Below are 21,699 nucleotides of genomic sequence, written 5' to 3'. Positions count from 1 at the left end.
TCACACCATGAGCACTAACACCCCGCCACTGGACGATATTGATCGTCGCATCCTGAACGCGCTGCAACTTGACGCCTCGCAAACCAACGGCGAGCTGGCGCTGGCCGTCCACGTTTCGGCGCCGACCTGCCTGCGCCGCGTCAAGCAACTGACCGCCAGCGGGGTGATCGAGCGCCAGGTGGCCATCGTCGCGCCGGAGAAGGTGGGGGCGCGGCTCAGCGCCATCGTCGAGATCACGCTGGACGTGCAGGCGGCCGAGCGCATGAGCGAGTTCGAGCAGCACGTGGCGGCCGAGGCCGCCGTGCTGCAATGCTACCGCGTGGCGCCGGGGCCGGACTTCGTGCTGATCGTCCAGGTGGTCGACATGCCGGCCTACCACGCGCTGGCGCACCGGCTGTTCGCCACGCAGACCAATGTGCGCAACGTCAAAGCCTATTTCTCCACCTTCCGCAGCAAGTTCGAGACGCGCATCGCGGTGTGAAGGGGTGTCGGCGGAAAGTTATACCGGCTTATCCCCAGCATATTCACCGCCTGTCCAGCGCTTATACAAGGCTTGTCCAAGGCTTGTTCAGCGCTTTTCCACCAACTTATCCATGGGCTTATCCCCGGCATTTCCCCAGCTTTTACACGGGCTTATACCGGGGTTATGAAACGCCTTCCCACAGACTTGCTCACAGGCTTATCCACAGGTCTGAAATCAGGCAAAGCCAGCAGCCATCAGGCCTGCCAGCCCGCCAACCAGCGCCAGCAGGGCCGCCGCGCGCGGCGCATAGGGCAGCAAACCGATGAACAGGAATGCGCCCGCCGTCAAACAGCCCAGCCAAGCGGTGATGCCGGCGCCGACGCCCCAATACTGGATGCAGGGCAGCAGCGCCAGCAGCAGCAGGGCGGCGCCCGCCGCGCGCAGGAGCATGCACCGCCGGGGCGGACAATCGGCGCCGCGCAGCTGGCGGTGGTGGCGGTCCAGCGCCAGCGCCAGGCCGCTCATGCCGGCGTAGCAGAGGCCGAGACCGGCGATGAGGGTGAACCAGAGCGCCATCACGCACCCGCCTTTCCGGCCGCCGTGGCCGACGTGGCCGACGTGGCCGACGTGGCCGACGTGGCCGCCGCCAGCGCGGCGCGCGCGCGCAGGCGCCGCAGCGCCAGCAGGAACAACCCGCCGAAGGCCAGCGAGGTCAGCTCGACGCCGGCGCGCTGCCAGTCGCCGCGCAGCAGGTAGGAAACCAGCTGGTCGCCGGTGCTGATCCAGTTCAGCAGAGGCAGGGCCAGGCACAGGGCCGCCGCCGCCAGCAGTTGCTGAGTCCAGCCGCGCAGGCCGGGCTGCCAGGCGGCGTGCAGCAGCGTCAGCAGCCAGACGCCGAAGAAGGCCGTCACCTCCCACTCGTGGCGCTCGACCAGGTCGAGCGGCAGCAAGCGGTTGGCCCACAGGAAGCCGATGCAGGCCACGGCCAGCCCGCTGATCGAGGCGATGTTGAGCGTCTCGATCAGGCGGTAGACGCGCGGCGTGGCGGCGCCGAACTCGCGCTGCGACTTGTGCCGCCGCTTCAGCATGAACAGGATGGCGCCGCTGGCCATCATTGCCGTGCCGGCCAGGCCGGAGACGAAGTACAGCCAGCGCAAGGTGGCGTCGGCGAAGTGCAGGCGGTGCAGCTCGTCCATGCCGAACATGGCGGTGCGGGCGACGCCGTCCGGCGCCTGGTGGGCCGGGCGCACCGAGCGTTGCGCGCCGGTGACGCCGTCGTACTCGATCATGCCGCGCGTGCTGAACAGCTTGCCACGTTGCTTGGCCGGGCTGACCTCGCCGTAGACCTCGACCGTCATCGCGGCATCGCCGGGATGGTGCACCACCAGCGCGAAGGTCGGCGTGTTCATCGCCGTCTCGGCGGCGCGCACCAGCGGCGCCAGGGCGGTCAGCACGCCGGGCTTGCCGCTGGCCGCGCGGCCGGATGGCGAGTCGCTTTCGACGATGGACTTGGCGGCGCCGTCGCCGCGCAGCAGCGGCGCCAGCTTCACCGCCGGCATGTAGGTCGGCCAGCTGATCGCCAGACCGCTGTAGACGATCATGAACAGGAAGGGCAGGGTCAGCACGCCGAGCGCGTTGTGGGCGTCGAGCCAGGAGCGCTGTCCCTTGCCGGGGCGGAAGGTGAAAAAGTCCTGGAAGATGCGCCGGTGCGTGATGACGCCGGAGATCAACGCCACCAGCATCGCCGCCGAGGCGGCGCCGACGATCCACAGACCGGCGCGGCCGGCGTGCAGCTCGTGGTGGAACTCGACGAAGTGGTTGCCGCCCAGGGTGTCGCGGCCGGCGCCCCGCGCGGTGGGCAACTCGGCGCCGGTGGCCACGGACAGGCGCGCCTCGGCGTAGCGGTCGTGCCGGTCCATCCAGTAGACCATCATGCTGTCTTGGCCGGGGCGCGGCCACATCTCCCACAGGCGGCTGTCCGGCGCGCGCTGGCGCAGGAAGCGCAGGCCGTGCTCGATGGCGGCGCCGGGCTCGGTGGGCACCGCCACCGGCTGGGCCGACAGCAGCGGCAGCTCCGGCTTCATCCAGCGCGTCAGCGGTTCGACGAACACGCTCAGCGTGCCGGTCAGGAAGATGGCGTAGGCCAGCCAGCAGAACCACAGGCCGCCCCAGGTGTGCAGCCAGGCCATGCGCTGGCGCAGGCCGGGCCGGGCCGGCGCGGACTTGGTGCCGGCCTTGGCGGCGAACCCGGCCTTGGCCTCGGACGTCGGCTGCGGCGCGCCAGGCGCCTTGGCGGCGGCCGTCATGCGGCACCGCCGGGCAGCGCCAGCAGCAGCAGGCCGGGCAGGCCCAGCAGCGCGGTGGCCAGCAGCATGCCGCCCCAGGCGCGTGCCGCGCTGCCGGTGGCGAAGGCCCAGACGATCGCCAGCGCGTACAGCGCCAGGCCGACCAAGGCGCCGGCCAGCATGGCGTCGCCGCCGGGCTTGCCGCCGCCGGCGCTCAGCGCCGTCACCAGCAAGGCGCCGGCCGAGGCCAGCAGGTAGCCGCCGCCCAGGCCGGCGACGGTGCGCGACAGCACCGGATGGGGCCGCCGCAACCAGCCGGCCCGCCCGTTCCCGTTCCCGTTCCCGTTCCCGTGCCGGTGCTCGTGCTCATCCTCATGCGGATGCCGGGGCGGATGTTCTTGCTTGTGCGATGCGCTCATGGCCGCCCTCTCAGAACTTGCTGCGCAGCGACAGCGAGATGTTGCGCGGCTCGCCCCACAACACGCTGTCGTAGAAGCCGACGTTGCGGTAGTACTTCTTGTCGAACAGGTTGGCGGCGTTGAGCTGGACGTTGAGGCGCGGGTGGATGTCGTAGGACGCCATCAGGTTCACCAGCGCGTAGCCGGCTTGGTTCAGCCGCGCCACGGGCGCGTCCTTCGGCGCGGTCGGCCGGCCGTACCAGGACTCGCCGTAGATGGCGCTCTGCGCGGTGATGCCGCCGCCCACCTTCAGGCCCGGCAGCACGCGGCCCAGCGCATAGGAGGTGGACAGGCGCAGCAGCTGGCGCGGCTGGGTGGTGACGGCGCGCCGGCCGTCGGCCTCGGCGGCGTCGAGCAAGGTCAGGCCGGCGTTGACGTTCCAGTCCGCCGTGAGCTGGCCGGACAGGTCGAACTCGACGCCGCGCACGGTGATGCCGGCGCCGTTGGCCACGTAGGGCTGGCTGCCGTCGGGCAGCAGGAAGCCGCGCGGTACGGATTTGTCGAGCTCGGCCAGGTTTTTCTTCAGCGTGCGGAACAGCGCGGCCGAGGCGTTCAGCTTGCCGTCGTAGAACTCGCCCTTGATGCCGAGCTCGGCGTTGGTGCCGCTCTCCGGCTTGAGGAAGCGGTTGTCCTTGTCGCGCGCCGTCTGCGGGTTGAACAGCGTGGTGTAGCTGGCGTAGGCCGACCACTTCTCGCCCAGGTCGTAGACCACGCCGACATAGGGCGTCGTTTCGTTTTTGCTCTCGGCGAAGCCGCTGCTGCCGGTGCGCGCGCCGGCGCCGTTGTAGGCCTCGGTCTCGGTGCGGTAGTTGCTCAGGCGCGCGCCGAGGATCAGCGTCAGCGGCTCGGCCAGGTTGAAGCGGCCGGCCAGGTAGCCGCCGCCCAGCCGGGTGGTGGTCTCGTCGCGGCTGCCGTCCGGCGTAAAGGTGGGGCGCGGGATGTTGCCGCTCCAGTGGCGGTAGTCGGCGATCTCGTCGGGATAGCTGTGCAGCGCCTCGCCACCGTAGGAGTTGCTCACCTGACGGCTGCCGTTCCAGCCGGCGATCAGGGTATGGCGCCGTCCCAGCAACGAGAACGGGCCGGTGGCGTACAGGTCGGCGTTGTCGCTGACCGACTTGCCCTCGCCCCACACGCCGCTCCACAGTGTCATGCCCTTGCCGCTGGCCGGATCGGGGTAGCCGGCGCCGCCGTTGACGACGGTGGTGTTGTTGCGGCTGTCGTTGCGGGCGTAGCCCAGGTGCAGCTTCCAGCCGTTGTCCAGGCGCTGCTCGAGCGAGCCGAACAGAGTGTGCTGGCGGTTGGCCCAGCTGCTCCACGGCGCCGTCAGGCTGAAGTTGCGCGGCATGTTGGCCAGGCTGCCGTCGGCGTTCCAGTAGGGCACCGCGCCCCAGGTGGAGCCGTTCGGCGTGTTGCGCTGGAAGTCGACGCCGGCCGTCAGCAGGGTGCGCGCGCCGAGGTCGGCCTCGACGATGACCATGCCGACGGTCTTGCGCTCGTGGTACATGTCGACGAAGGAGTCGCGCTCCGAGTAGGCCAGGGCGGTGCGGCCGCGCACGCTGGCGTCGGCGTTCAGCGGCACCGACAGGTCGAGCTCGGCGCGGCGCTCGTTCCAGCGGCTCAGCACCAGGCCGGCGCTGCCCTGCAGGGTGCGGCCGGGGCGTTTGCGCACCATGTTGATGGCGGCCGACGGGTCGCCGGTGCCGCCCATCAGGCCGGTGGCGCCGCGCACCACCTCGATGCGGTCGTACAGCACGGTGTCCGACAGCGGCGCGTTGGCGCCCTGCGGCATGCCATCGACCTGCACGTTGTTGATGTCGAAGCCGCGCGCGTAGAACTTGGTGCGCTCGCTGTCCATCTGGCCGACCATCACCCCGGTGGTCTGCGCCAGCGCGTCGTCGAGGCGGCGCAGGCCCATGTCGTCCATGCGGGCGCGGGTGATCACGCTGACCGACTGCGGCGTGTCGCGGATCGACAGGTCCATCCGCAGCGCCGTCTTCATCGCGCCGCTGGTGTAGGAGCCGCTGCCCTCGGTGCCGCTGCCCAGGCCCTGGCCGGTCACGGTGACCTGGGCCATGGTCGCCTCGGCGGCGGCCAGCTTGGCGGCGGCGGGCGCGGCGACGGCCTTGCGCAGCACATACACATCGGCGTCGCCGCCGCGCGGCAGCGCCTCCAGGCCGCTGCCCTCGAGCAGGCGGGCGAAGCCCTCGGCCACGCCGAACTGGCCCTGCAGGCCACGCGTGCTCAGGCCGGCCGTCAGCGCCGGGTCGGAGGCGAAGGTGACGCCGGCGCTGCCGGCGAACAGCGACAGGGCCGGGCTCAGCGGGCCGGCGGCGATATGGTAGCTCTTGTTGGCGGCGGCGGCGGGCGCGGCGGCCAGCACGGCCACGCTGCCGGCCAGCGCCAGCGTCAGTCGGGAGAGAACGGGGTGGGGATATGCCATGACGGGGTCTTTCTGCAAAATGGTGACGATGGGTATAAGTGCTGCTCCTGTCTTGTATGACCGGCGAGATTGGCAAAGGGGACACCGCCAGCGCAATTTTTTGCTGGCGCTAGTATGCGGAGCCACCGCCAGCCGCCAGCCGGGGTCCTGGCCCGGCTCCGATGGATGCGCCGAGCCAGGGTCAGACCCTAGGGTCTGACCCTAGATTTTCTGCCAGCGGGGTCAGCCAGCGGGGTCAGTGCCGACAAATGGACAAATGTTGCTGGCCCGACTGGCGCACTACTTGAGCTCGTGTCCGAATGTCGGCACTGACCCCGGGGCCCCTGACCCCGGGGCCCTGACCCCGGGGCCGCCGGGGCCGCTGCCCCCGGGGCTTCGGGGCTTAGGCCGGGCCGACCGTGACCCAGTAGCGGGTGTGGCGGGCGAGGCGCAAGGGCAGCGTGGCGGCCAGCGCCTGCAGGATCTTGTCGGTGTCGCGCAGCTGGAAGGCGCCGGACACGCGCAGGCCGGCCACCGCCGGATCGCAGCGCAGCAGGCCGGGCCGGTAGCGCGCCAGCTCGGCGAGGAAGTCGGCCAGCGGCATTTGCTCGGCGTACAGCACGCCGTCGGCCCAGGAGCCGGCGCCGGGCGCCAGCGCTTCGATGTCGCCGCTCAGGCCGTTGGCGTCGAAGCGGGCCTGCTGGCCGGCCGCCAGCGTCAACGGCGCCGCCCACGCTCCGGCGGCGGACGGCCTGAGCCGCACCGAACCCCGCAGCACCGCCACGCTGCCGTGCGCCGCGCGCCGGCCGCGCGCCTCGTGCTGGCGCAACACCAGGCGGGTGTCGAACAGCTCCAGCACGCCGTGGGCGCACTCGAGCAGGAAGGGGCGGGTGGCGCGCTCCGGCGCCGTTTGCAGCAGGAGCTCGCCGGCGCGCAGCAGCAGGCGGCGCGCGCCGCCGTCGAAGCGAACGTCGAGCGCGCTGGCGGTGTTGAGCACCACGCGGCTGCCGTCGGCCAGCGTCAGGCTGCGCCGCTCGCCGCTGGCAGTGCGCACGTCGGCGCTCCACTCGTCCCACGGCGCGGCGCGCCAGGCGGCCCAGCCCAGCGGCGCGGCGCCGACCAGCAGCGCCAGCGTCTTGATGGCGTTGCGCCGCTGCGTGCTGTCGGCGCGGCGCAGTGTCGGCAGGGCGACGGCGGCCGGCACCAGGCCGAGCTTGTGCGCCACCAGCTCGGCGCGGCGCCAGGCCCGCTCGTGCTCGGGATCGCTCTGCCGCCAGGCGTCGCAGCGGCGCTGCTCGGCCGCCGTCAGCGCGCCGGCGTGCAGGCGGCTCAACCATTGCGCCGCCTCCCTGGCCGCGCGCGGACTCAGCGGCGCGTTGGCGCCGGCGCCGGCGCCGGCCGGCGGCTGCTCCGTCGCCGGCCGGCTCATGCGTCCGCCACCAGCAGGATGCACTGCTCGAACGCCGCCGCCATGTAGCGCTTGACGGTGCGCTCGCTCACGTCCAGCCGCTCGGCGATGGCGGCGTAGCCCAGGCCTTCCAACTGCGACAGCAGGAAGGCCTCGCGCGCCTTGTGCGCCAGGCCGTCGAGCATGCGGTCGATCTCGTGCAAGGTCTCCAGCATCAGCAGGCGCGCCTCCGGCGACGGCGTGTGCGCCTGCGGCAGCTGGGCCAGCACGTCCAGATAGGCCTGCTCCAGCGCTTGGCGCTGCACGTGGTTGATCAGCAGCCGGCGCGCCACCGTGGTCAGATAGGCGCGCGGCTCCTGCGGCGCCTGCCGTTTGTGCTCGGGCTGGCAGAGGATGCGCAGAAAGGTGTCCTGCGCCAGGTCGAAAGCCTGGTCGGCGCCGTTGAGCTTGCGGCGCAACCATCCCACCAGCCAGCCGTGGTGGTCCACGTACATGCTGTTGAGGTCGTTGCGGAAGGCGAGTTCTTGGACAGACACGGCTGGCGGCATATTGAATGAGAATTATTCTCAATTATAACAAACTTGCAAAAGCGCGGGAACTATTGCGCTGGTTGGCGGCGGCGCCGCTCAAGCACGCCAGGTCCGCCTGCTGGCAACTTATCCAACCCTTATTCAGGCACTATACGCAGGGTTTTCCACATGTTTATACACAGGCGACAAAGTGGGGCGAACAGAAAAAAACACTTATCCTCCACTTGTGCACGGCTTATCCGCGCCTTATTCCATCGCTTATGCACAGAGTTGTTCACAATCGGCTGTTTTCGAGGTGGACAGGGCGCAGTCCCCACGTCGGCCGGATGTGGACCAGCGCCGGCTTGCACCCTAGGCAAACTTATGCAAGGCTTGCCCCCTGCTTTTTCACCACTTACCCACAGACTTACTCACAAGCAAAATCGATAGCATGGCTGTGCGAAAAAGTTATCCTGCGCTTATACCCGGCTTGTGCGCCAGTTTTTCCACATGTTTATCCACAATTGAAAACGGCGCCCGAAGGCGCCGTGGCGGTCGCTGGCGGCCGTGGCCGCCATACAGTCTGTTACTTCTTCACCTTGACCGGACGGGTCCAGCCCGCGATGCTGACTTGGCGCGAACGCGAGATGGTCAGCTGGCCGGCCGGCGCGTCCTTCGACAGGGTGGTGCCGGCGCCCAGGGTGGCGCCCTTGCCGACGGTGACCGGGGCGATCAGCTGGCTGTCGCTACCGATGAAGGCGTCGTCCTCGATCACGGTGCGGAACTTGTTGGCGCCGTCGTAGTTGCAGGTGATGGTGCCGGCGCCGATGTTGACGCGCGAGCCGACGGTGGCGTCGCCCACGTAGGCCAGGTGGTTGGCCTTGCTGTGGGCGGCGATCTGGCTGTTCTTGATCTCGACGAAGTTGCCGATGTGGACATCCTCGGCCAGCTCGGTGCCCGGGCGCAGGCGCGCGTAGGGGCCGATGATCGAGGCGGCGCCGACCACCGCCTCTTCGATATGGCAGAACGGTTTGATGTTGACGCCGGCGCCGATGCGCGCGTTGACCAGCACGTTGTGGGCGCCGACGCTGACACCGTCGGCCAGCTCGACGCGGCCCTCGAAGACGCAGCCGACGTCGATGGTCACGTCGCGCCCGCAGATCAGCTCGCCGCGCACGTCGATGCGCGCCGGGTCGAGCAGGGTGACGCCCTGTTCCAGCAGGCGGCGGGCGATGTTGCCTTGGTGGATGCGCTCGAGCTCGGCCAGCTGCACCTTGCTGTTGACGCCGGCCACCTCCCACTGCGCCGAGGGCTGCGCCGACACCACCGCCACGCCGTCGGCGACGGCCATGGCGACGATGTCGGTCAGGTAGAACTCGCCCTGGGCGTTGTTGTTCTGCAGCGCGCCCAGCCATTGCTTCAGGCGCGCGGTGGGGGCGACCATGATGCCGCTGTTGATCTCGCGGATGGCGCGCTCGGCCTCGTTGGCGTCCTTCTGCTCGACGATGCGGACGATCTTGCCGTCGGCGCGGACGATGCGGCCCAGGCCGAAGGGATCGTCCTGCTCGACCGTCAGGATGGCCAGCTGGTCCGTGCCGGCGGCGGCCACCAGCGCCTGCAGCGAGGCGGCGCTGGTCAGCGGCACGTCGCCGTACAGGATCAGGGTCGGGACGTTCTCGTCGAGTTCGGGCAGTGCCTGCTGCACGGCGTGGCCGGTGCCCAGCTGCGGTTCCTGCAGGGCGGCGGCGATGGTTTCCGGCCGGCGCGCCAGCAGGTCGAGCACGGCGGCGCCGCCATGTCCGTAAATCACGCATAATCGGCTCGGCGACAGGCTCTGCGCGGTGTCGATCACGTGCGACAACAGCGGCTTGCCCGCCAGCGGATGTAACACTTTCGGCAGCGCCGATTGCATGCGTTTGCCCATGCCGGCGGCGAGGATGACAACATTCATGGTCGAGAGTTCACTAAGTTGAGGATATGACAAAGTCTAACATGCAGCAGGGCTGGTTCCACCGCACATTGCGCTATCTGCTGCTGGCCGGACTGCTGGCGCTGGCCGGCTGCAGCTCGCTGCGGCTGGCCTACAACCACGGCGACACCGTGCTGTACTGGTGGCTCGACGCCTATGTCGACTTCAATACCGAGCAAAAATCCTGGGTCAAAAAGGACATCGACAACTTGTTCTCCTGGCATCGCAAGACCCAGTTGCACGACTATGCGCAGGTGTTGCAAAACGCTCAGCGCCAACTGCAGGGCAATCCCGGCCCGGCCGAGCTGATGGCCGACTACAAGGACATCAAAAGCCGCACCCAGCTGCTGCTGTTCAAGGCCGAGCCCGAGCTGACCGAGCTCGCGCGTTCGCTGCGGCCCGAGCAGATCGCCAAGCTGGAGAAGAAGTTCAACGCCAACAACGAGGAGTTCCGCAAGAAGAACATGAAGGGCGACCGCGAGCGCCAGCAAAAGTTCCGCTTCAAGAAGTCGATGGAGCAGTTCGAACTGTGGTTCGGCAACTTCAGCCGCGAGCAGGAGGAGCTCATCCGCAAGGCCTCGGACGCGCGCCCGCTCGACAACGAAATCTGGCTCGACGAGCGCATGCGGCGGCAAAAGAACATCCTCGCCCTGCTGCAAAGGATCCAGCACGACAAGCCCGGCAAGGAGGCGGCGATGGCGCAGATCCACGGCCTGATCCTCGACGGCTTCGAGCGCCTCGAGCATTCCGAGCGCAAGGCCTTCTTCGACGCCTCCACCGAGGCCAACATCCAGCTGGTGCTGACGGTGCTGCGCCTGGCCACGCCGGCGCAGAAGGCGCACGCCACCAAGCGCATGCAGGACTGGATCGACGACTTCAACACCTTGGCGGCGGAGGCGCGCTAGCGCTCTCAAAAAGTCCGTATGCTATAGTGGCCGCCAACGAATCAATGACTTAGCCACATGCAAAAGAAGCCCGCCAAAGCCGCAAAAACCCCCGTCCACGGTCCCCAACACAGCAACCAGGTACGCATCATCGGCGGCACATGGAAGCGCACGCCGCTGCCGGTGCTGGCCGCGCTCGGCCTGCGGCCGACGCCGGACCGGGTGCGCGAGACCGTCTTCAACTGGATCAACCACCTGCGCAACGCCAACTGGGTCGAGGCCCAGGTGCTCGACCTGTTCGCCGGCAGCGGCGCGCTCGGTTTCGAGGCGGCCAGCCGCGGCGCCAAGTCGGTGCTGATGGTCGACAGCCACAGTCCGGTGGTGCGCCAGCTCGAGCTGATCCAGGAAAAACTCAAGGCCGACACGGTGCAGATCGTCCGTGGCGACGCCTTCGCCGTGGCCCAGTCGGCCGCCGCGCGCAGCCAGCGCTTCGACCTGATCTTCCTCGACCCGCCCTACCAGCAGGACTTCCTCAGCCGCATTTTGCCGCTGTGCGCCCCGCTGCTCAAGGAGGGCGGCCTGGTCTACGCCGAGTCCGGCGTGCCCCTGCCGCTCGACACGGACACCGGCGCCGAGGCCGACGCGGCGCGGCCGGACTGGCTGGCGCCGTGGGAAGTGATCCGCGCCGACAAGGCCGGCATGGTCCACTTCCACCTGCTCAAGTACAAGGGCGCGTTGGCTTGAATTCTCGATAACGGCCCGCAAAACCACGGAAAACTGCCCCAAATTTAGGCAATGCCCGGTGTTTCAGGCATAATGCGCGTTCTATATTGGTGCATCATCTGTAGGAGTCGCAATGGTTGTAGCCGTTTATCCAGGAACATTCGATCCGCTCACCCGCGGTCATGAAGATTTGGTGCGCCGCGCGTCGGGCCTGTTCGACACGCTGGTGGTCGGCGTGGCCGACAGCAAGAACAAGCAGCCCTTCTTCTCGCTTGACGAACGCCTGACCATCGCCAACGAGGTGCTGGGCCACTATCCGAACGTCAAGGTGCAGAGCTTCTCCGGCCTGCTGAAGGACTTCGTGCGCGAACACGACGCCCGCGTCATCGTGCGCGGCCTGCGCGCCGTGTCCGACTTCGAATACGAGTTCCAGATGGCGGGCATGAACCGCTACCTGCTGCCGGACGTCGAAACGCTGTTCCTGACGCCGTCCGACCAGTACCAATTCATCTCCGGCACCATCGTGCGCGAGATCGCCATGCTGGGCGGCGACGTGTCCAAGTTTGTTTTCCCATCGGTCGACCGTTGGCTGCAGAAAAAGATCGCAGCCAACCAGGCCCTGTAAGCGAGTATTGCCATGGCATTAATGATTACCGACGACTGCATCAATTGCGACGTGTGCGAGCCCGAGTGCCCGAACGACGCGATCTACATGGGCGCCGAGATTTACGAGATCGACCCGGACAAATGCACCGAGTGCGTCGGCCACTTCAACGAGCCGCAGTGCCAGCAGGTCTGCCCGGTCAGTTGCATCCCCTTCAATCCGGCCTGGCGCGAGAGCGAGCCGGAACTGCGCGCCAAGTTCGAGCGCCTGCAGGCCGCCAAGCCCTAATCCCAGTCCCAGTCCCATCCGTACCGGCGCGGGCGCCACGGGGCCATCTTGTGGCGCCCGCCTGCGTTTTCATCCCGCCCGGCAATAAAATAGCATGACCGTGCTGCTTTTTTCGCCGCCGGCCCGCCCGCGCCCACTTGCCAATGGTATATTCGACCGACGCGTGCACCGCGGGCCGGGTGCGTGCCAGCCAACTTAACACTATCCCTGGAGACAAAATGACCATGAATCGCAGAACCACCCTGAAAAGCCTGCTGGCGACCGCCGTCCTGGCCACCGGCTTTTGCCTGCCGGTGCACGCCGCCACCGAGGTCGCCGGCGTCAAGTTCGACGACAGCATCGGCCTGGCCGGCAAGGAGCTCAAGCTGAACGGCGCCGGCGTGCGCACCAAGGTGTTCTTCAAGGTCTACGCGCTGGGCCTGTACCTGCCGGAGAAAAAGACCAGCGTGGCCGAGATCCTGCCGCTGGCCGGCCCGCGCCGCGTCTCCATCACCGTGCTGCGCGAGCTGAGCTCGGAACAGTTCGGCGAAGCCTTCATGAGCGGCCTGAACGCCAACACCGACAAGGCCGAGCGCAGCAAGCTGCTGCCGCAGACGATGAAGTTCGGCGAGATGTTCGCCCAGTTTCCGAGCTTGAAGAAGGGTGATGTGTTGACGGTGGACTGGATCCCCGGCGAGGGCACGCAATGCCATTTGAACGGCAAGAAGATCGGCGAGCTGCTGCCCGACGTGGCCTTCTATAACGCGATCCTGCGCATCTGGCTGGGCGACAAACCCGCCGACAGCTCGCTCAAGCCACAGTTGCTTGGCGAAAAGTAATTTGCTGCACTGCGGCAGCGGCCTTGCGCCGCCGCCGCGACTAGGACATCAGGCGCGCGAGGCTAGCGCGCGCAATTCGGCCGCGTGGCTGGGCGAGCCGTCCATCGCGTTCAACATGCGGCTGAGCATCATCGCGTCGCGCATCTGGCGGCGCTGCAATTGCTCTTCCTTGCTCAGTTTCGGCTTGACGACCAGCAGCAGCGCGCGGCCTATGCCGCGCAGCAGCGGTTTGAACAACACCAGCAGGGCGGCCGCCAGGGCCAGGCCGAAGACCAGCTGGACGGCGCCCAGCCAGGAGAAATCCAGGGCGGCGGCTTGCAAATAGGAGATGAAGGTAGACATGATGTTCCGGTGCATTTAGAATCAAGTGTAACTATAGTGCAGCGCAACATAACTATCCAATTTCATTTCCCGATAACAATTATATGAATGGTGAATGAAACCGGCCTGTTCGGGGTATTCCCCGAATATCCGGCCATCCTCTACACTGTTGCCATTCATTAACTACCCTGAGCCGCCATGAGCTTTTTGACGCTGGACTTGAACTTGCTGCGCGTCTTCGACGCCGTGATGACGGAACAAAACCTGACACGCGCGGCCGGCCATTTGGCCATGACCCAGCCGGCCGTCTCCAACGCCATCAAGCGCCTGCGCGAAAGCCTGGGCGACGAGTTGCTGATCCGCACCGCCTACGGCGTCAAGCCGACCCCGCGCGCCGAGGCGCTGTGGCCGTCGGTGCGCAGCGCGCTGGCCAGCCTGGAGGCGGCGGTGGCGCCGGAGACCTTCGACGTCTCCAAGGCCCACGCCACCTTCCGCATGGCCATGGCCGACGCCACCGCCGCCTTCTGGCTGCCCTCGCTGATGCGTTCGATCGAGCGCGAGGCGCCCGGCGTCAACGTGCGCATGGTGCCGCTGACCACGCGCGAGCCGCGCCCGATGCTGCTGCGCGGCGACATCGACCTGGCGGTCGGCTTCTTCCCCGGCGTGGCGGCCCAGCTGTCCTACGAGACCGGTTCGCCGATCCGCCACGAGCGCCTGTACTCCGGCCACTACGTGTGCGTGATGCGGCGCGACCATCCGCTGTCCAAGCTCGACCTGACGCTGGACAACTATTGCGCCGCCAACCACCTGCTGGTGAGCTTCTCCGGCCGCGCCCACGGCCTGGTCGACGAGGCGCTGGCGCAGATCCAGCGCGAGCGGCGCATCCTGCTGACGGTCAACCAGTTCTTCACCGCCGGGCGGGTGGTCGCCAATTCCGACCTGATCACCGTGCTGCCGCGCCACCTGATCGCCTCGACCGGCATGACCGACGCGCTGATCTCCAAGGAGCTGCCGTTCACCCTGCCGGCGGTGCACCTGGACATGCTGTGGCACGAGCGCGACGCGCGCAGCCCGGCGCACAAATGGCTGCGCCTGAACCTGGAGGGCATGAACAACGCCGCCACCCAGCGCATGGCGCCCGGCACCAGCCCGCGCAGCGACACCTACTAAAAACCACTGCGGGGTCAGTGCCGACATTCGGACACGAGCTCAAGTAGAACCACCGGGGTCAGAGAACCACTGACCCAATGGGGTCAGTGCCGACATTTAGACACGACCTCAACCGTAGCGGCCACGCCATCGAACGCCTTTACTGCCGAGCTCGTGTACGAATGTCGGCACTGACCCCGCTGGGTCAGTGCGCCGCGCTGGAGCGGTAGCCGATGCGGAAGCCGCCCCAGTGGCGGCCGTCGACGTAGATCGGCGCCGACAGGTCGTGCATCACCTCGCCCGTGTCGCGCTTGTAGGTCTGCAACAGGAAGGGCTTGGTGTTGGCGCCGCAGCGCGAACCGGTGCGGTCGTTGAAGATGCGCTTGGTGCGGTTGTTGACGAAGTCGACGGCGTAGTCGCCGGTCAGCGGCTGGGAAAACTTCTTGTTGTGCGTCGGGAAATAGCCGTTGTTGTCCACCGCGCCGGCGTAGGCCAGTTGCGGCATGCTCAACAACAGCCCCTCCTGCAGGTCCGGCAGCACGCGGTCGGTGAAGGCGTCGAAGCTGCTGCTGTGCTTGGGCGGATCGGTGTTGGGGATGGGCGTGTAGCGGCGCTCGAACAGGGCGTCGCGCGAAATCTTGCCGCTGGCGATGGCCGCCGAGAAGATCCGCCCCACCTCGCGCGCCGCCTGCTGGGCGGCGCGGCGGATGTCGTCGTGCGCCGTCGCCACCTCGGACTCGCCCAGCGCCGCCGCGATCGATTCGGCCCGCTCGGCCAGCGCCATCGCCGACTTCGCCGCGCGCGGCAGCTCGGCGTCGGTGGCCAGCATGCTGTCGCGGATGCGGCCGATGGCGGCGGCGATGCGCTGGCTGGTCTCGACCTGCTCGCGCGAGGCGTGGGCGATCTGGCCGATCTCCTCCTCGGAGACGCCGGAGGAGCGCTCGATGTTGCCCAGCAAGCCATGCACCGTCTCGACATTGCCGGCGGCGGCGCTGACCTCGGCCGCCAACGTGCTCATGCCGCTGGCCGCCCGTTCCGACTGCTCGTTGATCTCCCGCACCATCGAGGTGATCTCGTCGGCCGCCTCCTTGGTGCGCATGGCCAACTGGCGCACCTCGCCGGCGACGACGGCGAAGCCACGGCCGTGCTCGCCGGCGCGCGCCGCCTCGATGGCGGCGTTCAGCGCCAGCAGGTTGGTGCGCGCGGAAATTTCGGTGATGGCCTGGGTGAAGCCGCTGATGCGGCGCGACTTGTCCTGCAGCCCGGCCATCACGCCGGCCGCCGTCTGCGCCTCCTGGCGCGCGCCGACGATGCGCCGCAAGCCCTCGCTGGCCTCGGTGCGGCCCTGCACGGTTTCGCTGCGCACCTGCGCCGCCACGCCGGCGGCGCGCTCGGCGTTGGCCGCCATGTTCTCGGTGGTGCGGGCGTTGCGTTCGGAACCGGCGGCGATCGCGCTGGCGGTCTTGACGTCCTGCTCGATCTTCTTCTTGACCGAGTCGACGAAGTAGGAGGTTTCGGCGGCGCCGATCATGATGGCGTCGATGCCGTCGCCCACCACGTGGGCGAACTGGCGCATGCCGGCGTCCTGCCGCTCGGCGCCGGCCAGGCGGGCGACCAGGGCGGCGCCCAGCGCGGCCAGCAGCGCGTCGGCGACGGGACTGGCGAAGAGCAGGTGGGACAAGCCCGCCAGGGCGGCGCCGCCGGCGGTGGCGCCAGCGATCCAGCCGGCCTGGCGCAAGGTTTTTTGCCGCAATTGCATGGTGTGAGTCTCCCGGTGGTCGGCATGTTTGCCTGCTAGCCAGATCTTCGCCTGGTCATCATGCATCATCCAAAACGCGGGTGGCGCCTAGTTGCACGTGGTTAGAACTATCCTATCGAACGGTTCCAACGTACAACAATTCACCGGGCAGCTCAATGCTTATTTTGGCCTATTGCAACTACTTGATCGGAAGTTTGGTGGTGTTCTTCACCTCTTCCATCACCGCGTAGGTGTGGGTTTCGCGTACCCCTTTTTGCAGCAGGGTTTTGCCCAGGAACTCGCGGTAGGCCGCCATGTCCTTGACGCGGGCCTTGACCAGGTAGTCGAAACCGCCGGCCACCATATGGCATTCCAGCACCTCGGGGATCACCTGCACGCTGTGCTTGAAGGCGTCGAACACCTCCGGCGTGGTGCGGTCGAGCACCACCTCGATGAACACCAGCAGCGACACGTCGAGCAACTGCGGGTTCAGCTGGGCCGTGTAGCCCATGATGTAACCGGATTCGTGCAGCTTGCGCACCCGCTCCAGGCAGGCCGCCGGCGACAGGTTGACGCGCGCCGCCAACTCGACGTTGCTGATGCGGCCGTCGCTCTGCAGTTCCATCAGAATTTTCTTACTGATCTTGTCCAGCATGCCTACACTCCCCCACAATATTATTTGGTTAAATTGTCGCACCAAAAACTATCTATTGCTAGTCCTCAGTAATACCAGAATTAATCCAGAAGAATCCGCTTTACAATCAAATCATCAGCAGTTCACAGTTTCACGCTCGCCAGCCACCGCATGCCGAGCGTGTTTTGCTATGTGGCCGCGACACGATTCCCCGACATTTTTCTTCAAAAAGAGCCACCCCATGCACCCAGCCGTTGCCCCGGTTTCGCCCCCTGTCCCCTTTGCCGCACTACAAGCCGAGGTCCTGCGCGACCCCACCCCGCTGCGCGCCGCCATCACGGCGGCCTACCGCCGCGACGAGGCCGGCGCCGTGCAGTGGTTGCTGGGCCAGGTACAGAACAGCGGCCCCGACACACAACTGCAGGCGCAGCAGCTGGCGCACAAATTAGTGTCGTCTGTACGCGACAAACGCACCCGCGCCTCGGGCGTCGACGCCCTGATGCACGAGTTTTCCCTGTCCTCGGAGGAGGGCGTGGCGCTGATGTGCCTGGCCGAGGCGCTGTTGCGCATCCCCGACAGCGCCACCGCCGACCGCCTGATCGCCGACAAGATCAGCAAGGGCGACTGGCGCAAGCACCTGGGCGAATCGCCCTCGCTGTTCGTCAACGCCGCCACCTGGGGCCTGCTGATCACCGGCAAGCTGGTCAGCACCAGCAGCGAGAACGGCCTCGGCTCGGCGCTCAGCAAGCTCATCACCAAGGGCGGCGAGCCGCTGATCCGCAAGGGCGTCGACCTGGCCATGCGCATGCTGGGCAACCAGTTCGTCACCGGCCAGACCATCGACGAGGCGATCAAGAACGGCCGCGACAACGAGGCGCGCGGCTACCGCTACTCCTACGACATGCTGGGCGAGGCGGCACTGACCGAGAGCGACGCCGCCTACTACTACGCCGCCTACGAGACGGCGATCCACGCCATCGGCAAGGCCTCGAACGGGCGCGGCATCAAGGACGGCCCCGGCATCTCGGTCAAGCTGTCGGCGCTGCACCCGCGCTACAGCCGCGCCCAGCGCGCCCGCGTGATGGCCGAGCTGCTGCCGCGCGTGCGCGCGCTGGTGCTGCTGGCCAAGCAGTACGACATCGGCCTGAACATCGACGCCGAGGAGGCCGACCGGCTCGAACTGTCGCTCGACCTGATGGAGGCGATGGCCTTCGACCCGGCGTTGGCCGGCTTCGAGGGCATCGGCTTCGTCGTCCAGGCCTACCAGAAGCGTTGCCCCTTCGTCATCGACTTCCTGGTCGACCTGGCCAAGCGCAGCGGCCGCAAGTTCATGGTGCGCCTGGTCAAGGGCGCCTACTGGGACGCCGAGATCAAGCGCGGCCAAGTCGACGGCATGAGCGGCTACCCGGTCTACACGCGCAAGGTCTACACCGACGTGTCCTACCTGGTCTGCGCACAAAAACTGCTTGCCGCCACCAGCGTGATCTACCCGCAGTTCGCCACCCACAACGCGCAGACCCTGTCGACCATCTACACCTGGGCCAAGCGCGACGGCGTCACCGACTACGAGTTCCAATGCCTGCACGGCATGGGCGAGACCCTGTACGACCAGGTGGTCGGCAAGGACAAGCTGGGCAAGGGCTGCCGCATCTACGCCCCGGTCGGCTCGCACGAGACGCTGCTGGCCTACCTGGTGCGCCGCCTGCTGGAGAACGGCGCCAACTCCTCCTTCGTCAACCAGATCGTCGACGAGAACATCGCCATCGAGACCCTGATCCAGGACCCGCTGGAGCAGGCCCGCGCCCAGGGCGGCCAGCCGCACCCCGGCATCGCCCTGCCGCTGGACATGTTCGGCGCCGAGCGCAAGAACTCGGCCGGCATCGACCTGGCCAACGAGGACGTGCTGCGCGACATCTCCGCCGCGCTGGCCGCGCCGCGCGACTGGCGCGCCGCGCCGCTGCTGGCCGGCGAAGCGAGCAACGGCCAGCCCGTGCTGGACATCATCAACCCGGCCCGCCACGACGACCTGGTCGGCCGGCTGGTCGAGGCCTCGGCCGCCGACGTGGAAACCGCGCTGGCCAGCGCCAGCCAGTTCGCCATGGACTGGCAGACCACCGAACCGGCGCTGCGCGCCGCCGCGCTGCAGCGCGCCGCCGACCTGTATGAGCAGCACCAGCTGGAACTGATGGCGCTGGCCATCCGCGAGGCCGGCAAGTCGCTGCCCAACGCCATCGCCGAGATCCGCGAGGCGGTCGACTTCCTGCGCTACTACGCCGCCCAGGTGGCCGCCGCGCCGAACACGCTGGCGCTCGGCCCGGTCACCTGCATCAGCCCGTGGAACTTCCCGCTGGCCATCTTCACCGGCCAGGTCGCCGCCGCCCTGGCGGCCGGCAACGTGGTGCTGGCCAAGCCGGCCGAGCAAACCCCGCTGATCGCCCACCGCGCCGTCGAACTGCTGCACCAGGCCGGCGTGCCGCGCGCCGCGCTGCAATTCCTGCCCGGCCGCGGCGAGGTGGTCGGCGCCGGCCTGTGCGACGACGCCCGCGTCAAGGGCGTGATCTTCACCGGCTCGACCGAAGTGGCCCAGCTGATCAACCGCACTCTGGCCAAGCGCGCCGCCGCCGAGTCGGCCGAGATTCCGCTGATCGCCGAAACCGGCGGCCAGAACGCCATGATCGTCGACTCCTCGGCCCTGCCGGAGCAGGTGGTGCAGGACGCCATCTCGTCCGCCTTCGACAGCGCCGGCCAACGTTGCTCGGCCCTGCGCGTGCTGTTCCTGCAGGAAGAAATCGCCGACAAGACCATCAAAATGCTCAAGGGCGCGATGTTGGAACTGCGCGTCGGCAACCCGGACCGCCTGTCCACCGACATCGGCCCGGTGATCGACGCCGAGGCCCAGGGCAACTTGCTGGCCCACATCGAGCGCATGAAGAAAACCGCGCTGAACCACTTCTCGCTCGACCTGTCGCAGGGCGCCGACGCGCCGGTCGGCACCTTCGTGCCGCCGACCGTGCTGGAAATCCGTTCGCTGGAGGAATTGACGCAGGAAGTGTTCGGCCCGGTGCTGCACGTGATCCGCTACCAGCGCGCCGACTTGCCGAAACTGATAGAGCAAATAAACGCTAGCGGCTTCGGCCTGACCCTGGGCGTGCATTCGCGCATCGACGAGACCATCGACTTCATCAGCGCGCGCGCCCATGTCGGCAACATTTACGTCAACCGCAACATCGTCGGCGCCGTGGTCGGCGTGCAACCGTTCGGCGGCGAGGGCAAGTCCGGCACCGGCCCCAAAGCCGGCGGCCCGCTCTACCTGAAACGCCTGCAGCGCGGCGCGGTGGCGCAGGGCGAGCACGAGCGCAAGTCGACCCCGGGCCTGGACGCGCTGACGGTCTGGGCCAAGATGCACGGCCACGAGCGCATCGTCAACCTGGCGCAACAATACTGCCGCACCAGCCTGCTGGGCAGCACCACGGTCTTGCCCGGCCCCACCGGCGAGCGCAACACCCTGAGCTTCCAGCCGCGCGGCACCGTGGTGTGCGCGGCGGCCAGCACCGGCGGCCTGCTGAACCAGCTGGCGGCGACCCTGGCCACCGGCAACTTCGCCGTCGTGCTGGGCAATTCGAACGACGTGCTGCCGATCGATTTGCCGGCGGCGGTGCTGGACCGCGTCCAAGTGATCGGCCAACTCGACGGCTTCCACGGTGAATTCCAGATCGCCCTGGTCGAATCGGCGCTGGGCAACGCCGTCCGGCCGCAACTGGCGGCCCGGGAAGGGGCCCTGGTGGCCTTGATCGACAGCAACGAGGATGCCCCCATCCCCCTGTGGCGTTTGGTCGCTGAGCGGGCCCTGTGCGTGAATACGACGGCAGCCGGCGGCAACGCCAGCCTGATGACCCTGGGCGTCTAGGCCTACCAGCGTTTTTCGGCCGGACAAGGTTCCGGCCAACCCGTCGTCTCCCTTGGTTCTTCCCGGCAGTAATGCCGCGAAGAACCTTTTTTCGTTTACGACGATGCTTTGCAGAACGCCTTGATCAGGTCGAAGGCGTAGCGCGAGGCGACCGATTTGACGAAACGCATGAAATCGACGGCCGCCTCCTCGTTGGCCTTGTCGGAAATCGTCCGGATCACGGTGAACGGGATGCCCAGTTCGAAGCACACCTGGGCCACGGCGGCGCCTTCCATCTCCACCGCCAGCAGCTCCGGATGGGCCTGCTTCAACAAGGCGATCTGCGCGCGGCTGCGGATGAACTGGTCGCCGCTGGCGATCAAACCGCGGTGCAACTGCGGCTGAACCAGGCCGAACTCCAGCTTTTCCGCCGGCTCGATGACCTGGTGCAGCGTGTTTTCGATGAAATGGCTGGCCGCGTCGCCCAGCCGGTTGCTCAAATCCAAGTCCGATTCGAAATGTGACAAGCCGGTCAGCGGCACCTGGTAGCGCGGAAACAGCGGACTGGCGTCTATATCGTGCTGCAACAGCGAATCGGCGACCACGATGTCGCCCACATTGACCAAGTTGTCCGCGCTGCCGGCGACGCCGGTGAAGACGATGTGGGTAACTCCGAACTTTTCCACAAGGATGGAGGCTGTCATGGCCGCTGCAACCTTGCCTATACGCGACAGAACGCACACAGCGTCGATTTCCCACAGCTTCCCTGCCGTGTAGTCCCGCATGCCGTGCGTGAGCTTGTAGGGGCTCTGCATGGCCTCTATGAGCCCCTGCTGTTCTTCGGCAAGCGCGCTGATCACTCCTAAACGCATCGTTTTGCTTGAATTCATCGTCCTGATTTCGCTTTTTTTGGGGTTGTGAAGGCGGTTTTTGTCCACTGCGGGCGTTTGTTTAGGGTTTTATATAAAGATATATATATAAATCTGATAGTAGATAGTAAACGACTGCTTTTCTGTGGATAAGTCTGTAAACCGGAGAAAAATCATCGACTTAGGCTGCCGAAAAGTACTTGCACAAACATTGTATCTAGACAGGATGAGTTCGGGATAAAAAAGTGCTTGTGGACAAAGATCGACTTTTCCC

At 67.2% G+C, this 21,699-nt stretch carries 19 protein-coding genes; 8 read left to right on the top strand and 11 right to left on the bottom strand.

The window, feature by feature from the left end:
• Positions 1-7 precede the first annotated feature (7 nt).
• Positions 8-481 (top strand): Lrp/AsnC family transcriptional regulator, encoded by a 474-nt coding sequence (locus BM252_RS07780; protein WP_093385878.1) that lies wholly within the window; start codon positions 8-10, stop codon positions 479-481.
• 216 nt (positions 482-697) lie between these two features.
• On the opposite strand, the gene BM252_RS07775 is transcribed toward BM252_RS07780, so the two are convergent.
• The 7 genes from BM252_RS07775 to glmU all read right to left on the bottom strand — a co-directional run bounded on the left by BM252_RS07775 (position 698) and on the right by glmU (position 9,493).
• Entirely contained in the window at positions 698-1,039 is a 342-nt protein-coding gene (locus BM252_RS07775) for a DUF3325 domain-containing protein (RefSeq protein WP_093385875.1), read from the bottom strand.
• Positions 1,039-2,769 (bottom strand): PepSY-associated TM helix domain-containing protein, encoded by a 1,731-nt coding sequence (locus tag BM252_RS07770; RefSeq protein WP_093385873.1) that lies wholly within the window; start codon positions 2,767-2,769, stop codon positions 1,039-1,041. Before BM252_RS07770 ends, BM252_RS07775 begins: the two co-directional genes overlap by 1 nt.
• The gene (locus BM252_RS07765) at positions 2,766-3,059 is read right to left on the bottom strand and encodes a hypothetical protein (protein ID WP_093385870.1); all 294 of its coding nucleotides are present in this window, start codon (positions 3,057-3,059) and stop codon (positions 2,766-2,768) included. The genes BM252_RS07770 and BM252_RS07765 overlap by 4 nt, the downstream gene beginning before the upstream one ends.
• 118 nt (positions 3,060-3,177) lie before the next feature.
• On the bottom strand, positions 3,178-5,646 hold the full coding sequence (locus tag BM252_RS07760; protein WP_093385867.1) for a TonB-dependent siderophore receptor: 2,469 nt from the start codon (positions 5,644-5,646) through the stop codon (positions 3,178-3,180).
• Positions 5,647-6,028: 382 nt separating this feature from the next.
• On the bottom strand, positions 6,029-7,054 hold the full coding sequence (locus BM252_RS07755) for a FecR domain-containing protein (RefSeq protein ID WP_093385865.1): 1,026 nt from the start codon (positions 7,052-7,054) through the stop codon (positions 6,029-6,031).
• Positions 7,051-7,569: a sigma-70 family RNA polymerase sigma factor gene (locus BM252_RS07750; protein WP_425442269.1), complete on the bottom strand. Its 519-nt coding sequence runs from the start codon at positions 7,567-7,569 to the stop codon at positions 7,051-7,053. Before BM252_RS07750 ends, BM252_RS07755 begins: the two co-directional genes overlap by 4 nt.
• A gap of 559 nt (positions 7,570-8,128) precedes the next feature.
• Positions 8,129-9,493 (bottom strand): bifunctional UDP-N-acetylglucosamine diphosphorylase/glucosamine-1-phosphate N-acetyltransferase GlmU, encoded by a 1,365-nt coding sequence (gene glmU / locus BM252_RS07745; RefSeq protein WP_093385860.1) that lies wholly within the window; start codon positions 9,491-9,493, stop codon positions 8,129-8,131.
• A gap of 26 nt (positions 9,494-9,519) precedes the next feature.
• Here glmU and BM252_RS07740 point away from each other — a divergent pair, with 26 nt between their 5' ends.
• The 5 genes from BM252_RS07740 (at position 9,520) to BM252_RS07720 (ending at position 12,828) form a co-directional block, all read left to right on the top strand.
• Positions 9,520-10,416: a DUF6279 family lipoprotein gene (locus tag BM252_RS07740; RefSeq protein ID WP_245774147.1), complete on the top strand. Its 897-nt coding sequence runs from the start codon at positions 9,520-9,522 to the stop codon at positions 10,414-10,416.
• Positions 10,417-10,473: 57 nt separating this feature from the next.
• Positions 10,474-11,139, top strand: coding sequence for a 16S rRNA (guanine(966)-N(2))-methyltransferase RsmD (gene rsmD / locus BM252_RS07735; protein WP_093385853.1), 666 nt, complete (start codon positions 10,474-10,476; stop codon positions 11,137-11,139).
• 112 nt (positions 11,140-11,251) lie between these two features.
• Positions 11,252-11,743 carry a pantetheine-phosphate adenylyltransferase gene (gene coaD, locus BM252_RS07730; RefSeq protein WP_093385850.1) on the top strand — a complete coding sequence of 164 codons (492 nt, stop codon included), beginning with the start codon at positions 11,252-11,254 and terminating at the stop codon, positions 11,741-11,743.
• A 12-nt stretch (positions 11,744-11,755) separates the two neighbouring features.
• Positions 11,756-12,010, top strand: a complete 255-nt coding sequence (locus BM252_RS07725; RefSeq protein WP_093385848.1) for a YfhL family 4Fe-4S dicluster ferredoxin — start codon at positions 11,756-11,758, stop codon at positions 12,008-12,010.
• A gap of 218 nt (positions 12,011-12,228) precedes the next feature.
• Positions 12,229-12,828 (top strand): chalcone isomerase family protein, encoded by a 600-nt coding sequence (locus BM252_RS07720; RefSeq protein ID WP_245774146.1) that lies wholly within the window; start codon positions 12,229-12,231, stop codon positions 12,826-12,828.
• A 48-nt stretch (positions 12,829-12,876) separates the two neighbouring features.
• Here the strand turns inward: BM252_RS07720 and BM252_RS07715 are convergent, their stop codons facing one another.
• A complete protein-coding gene (locus BM252_RS07715; RefSeq protein WP_227457935.1) occupies positions 12,877-13,170 on the bottom strand; it encodes a hypothetical protein in 294 nt (97 codons plus the stop codon).
• Positions 13,171-13,347: 177 nt separating this feature from the next.
• Between BM252_RS07715 and BM252_RS07710 the strand changes: the two genes are divergently transcribed.
• Positions 13,348-14,319 carry a LysR family transcriptional regulator gene (locus BM252_RS07710; protein WP_093385842.1) on the top strand — a complete coding sequence of 324 codons (972 nt, stop codon included), beginning with the start codon at positions 13,348-13,350 and terminating at the stop codon, positions 14,317-14,319.
• Between the two features lie 184 nt (positions 14,320-14,503).
• On the opposite strand, the gene BM252_RS07705 is transcribed toward BM252_RS07710, so the two are convergent.
• On the bottom strand, positions 14,504-16,057 hold the full coding sequence (locus tag BM252_RS07705; RefSeq protein WP_093385840.1) for a methyl-accepting chemotaxis protein: 1,554 nt from the start codon (positions 16,055-16,057) through the stop codon (positions 14,504-14,506).
• 178 nt (positions 16,058-16,235) lie between these two features.
• Complete coding sequence (locus BM252_RS07700; RefSeq protein ID WP_008443393.1) at positions 16,236-16,691, bottom strand: Lrp/AsnC ligand binding domain-containing protein; 456 nt, start codon at positions 16,689-16,691, stop codon at positions 16,236-16,238.
• A gap of 220 nt (positions 16,692-16,911) precedes the next feature.
• On the opposite strand from BM252_RS07700, the gene putA reads away from it, so the two are divergent.
• A complete protein-coding gene (putA, locus tag BM252_RS07695) occupies positions 16,912-20,577 on the top strand; it encodes a trifunctional transcriptional regulator/proline dehydrogenase/L-glutamate gamma-semialdehyde dehydrogenase (protein ID WP_093385837.1) in 3,666 nt (1,221 codons plus the stop codon).
• Positions 20,578-20,672: 95 nt separating this feature from the next.
• Here the strand turns inward: putA and BM252_RS07690 are convergent, their stop codons facing one another.
• Positions 20,673-21,428 carry a 5'-methylthioadenosine/adenosylhomocysteine nucleosidase gene (locus BM252_RS07690; protein ID WP_174900454.1) on the bottom strand — a complete coding sequence of 252 codons (756 nt, stop codon included), beginning with the start codon at positions 21,426-21,428 and terminating at the stop codon, positions 20,673-20,675.
• Between the last annotated feature and the right edge of the window lie 271 nt (positions 21,429-21,699).

The sequence above is a fragment of the Rugamonas rubra genome, assembly GCF_900114705.1.
GTDB classification, from domain to species: domain Bacteria; phylum Pseudomonadota; class Gammaproteobacteria; order Burkholderiales; family Burkholderiaceae_D; genus Rugamonas; species Rugamonas rubra.
The sequence above is the reverse complement of the archived record's forward strand: the minus strand, read 5'-3'. Positions and strand labels throughout refer to the sequence as shown.

Excerpts from the sequence above, each read along its gene's own strand:
- BM252_RS07780 (WP_093385878.1), top strand. The coding sequence starts at position 8 with ATGAGCACTAACACCCCGCCACTGGACGATATTGATCGTCGCATCCTG.
- BM252_RS07775 (WP_093385875.1), bottom strand. The coding sequence starts at position 1,039 with ATGGCGCTCTGGTTCACCCTCATCGCCGGTCTCGGCCTCTGCTACGCC.
- BM252_RS07770 (WP_093385873.1), bottom strand. The coding sequence starts at position 2,769 with ATGACGGCCGCCGCCAAGGCGCCTGGCGCGCCGCAGCCGACGTCCGAG.
- BM252_RS07760 (WP_093385867.1), bottom strand. The coding sequence starts at position 5,646 with ATGGCATATCCCCACCCCGTTCTCTCCCGACTGACGCTGGCGCTGGCC.
- BM252_RS07755 (WP_093385865.1), bottom strand. The coding sequence starts at position 7,054 with ATGAGCCGGCCGGCGACGGAGCAGCCGCCGGCCGGCGCCGGCGCCGGC.
- glmU (WP_093385860.1), bottom strand. The coding sequence starts at position 9,493 with ATGAATGTTGTCATCCTCGCCGCCGGCATGGGCAAACGCATGCAATCG.
- BM252_RS07740 (WP_245774147.1), top strand. The coding sequence starts at position 9,520 with ATGACAAAGTCTAACATGCAGCAGGGCTGGTTCCACCGCACATTGCGC.
- rsmD (WP_093385853.1), top strand. The coding sequence starts at position 10,474 with ATGCAAAAGAAGCCCGCCAAAGCCGCAAAAACCCCCGTCCACGGTCCC.
- coaD (WP_093385850.1), top strand. The coding sequence starts at position 11,252 with ATGGTTGTAGCCGTTTATCCAGGAACATTCGATCCGCTCACCCGCGGT.
- BM252_RS07725 (WP_093385848.1), top strand. The coding sequence starts at position 11,756 with ATGGCATTAATGATTACCGACGACTGCATCAATTGCGACGTGTGCGAG.
- BM252_RS07720 (WP_245774146.1), top strand. The coding sequence starts at position 12,229 with ATGACCATGAATCGCAGAACCACCCTGAAAAGCCTGCTGGCGACCGCC.
- BM252_RS07715 (WP_227457935.1), bottom strand. The coding sequence starts at position 13,170 with ATGTCTACCTTCATCTCCTATTTGCAAGCCGCCGCCCTGGATTTCTCC.
- BM252_RS07710 (WP_093385842.1), top strand. The coding sequence starts at position 13,348 with ATGAGCTTTTTGACGCTGGACTTGAACTTGCTGCGCGTCTTCGACGCC.
- BM252_RS07705 (WP_093385840.1), bottom strand. The coding sequence starts at position 16,057 with ATGCAATTGCGGCAAAAAACCTTGCGCCAGGCCGGCTGGATCGCTGGC.
- BM252_RS07700 (WP_008443393.1), bottom strand. The coding sequence starts at position 16,691 with ATGCTGGACAAGATCAGTAAGAAAATTCTGATGGAACTGCAGAGCGAC.
- putA (WP_093385837.1), top strand. The coding sequence starts at position 16,912 with ATGCACCCAGCCGTTGCCCCGGTTTCGCCCCCTGTCCCCTTTGCCGCA.
- BM252_RS07690 (WP_174900454.1), bottom strand. The coding sequence starts at position 21,428 with ATGCGTTTAGGAGTGATCAGCGCGCTTGCCGAAGAACAGCAGGGGCTC.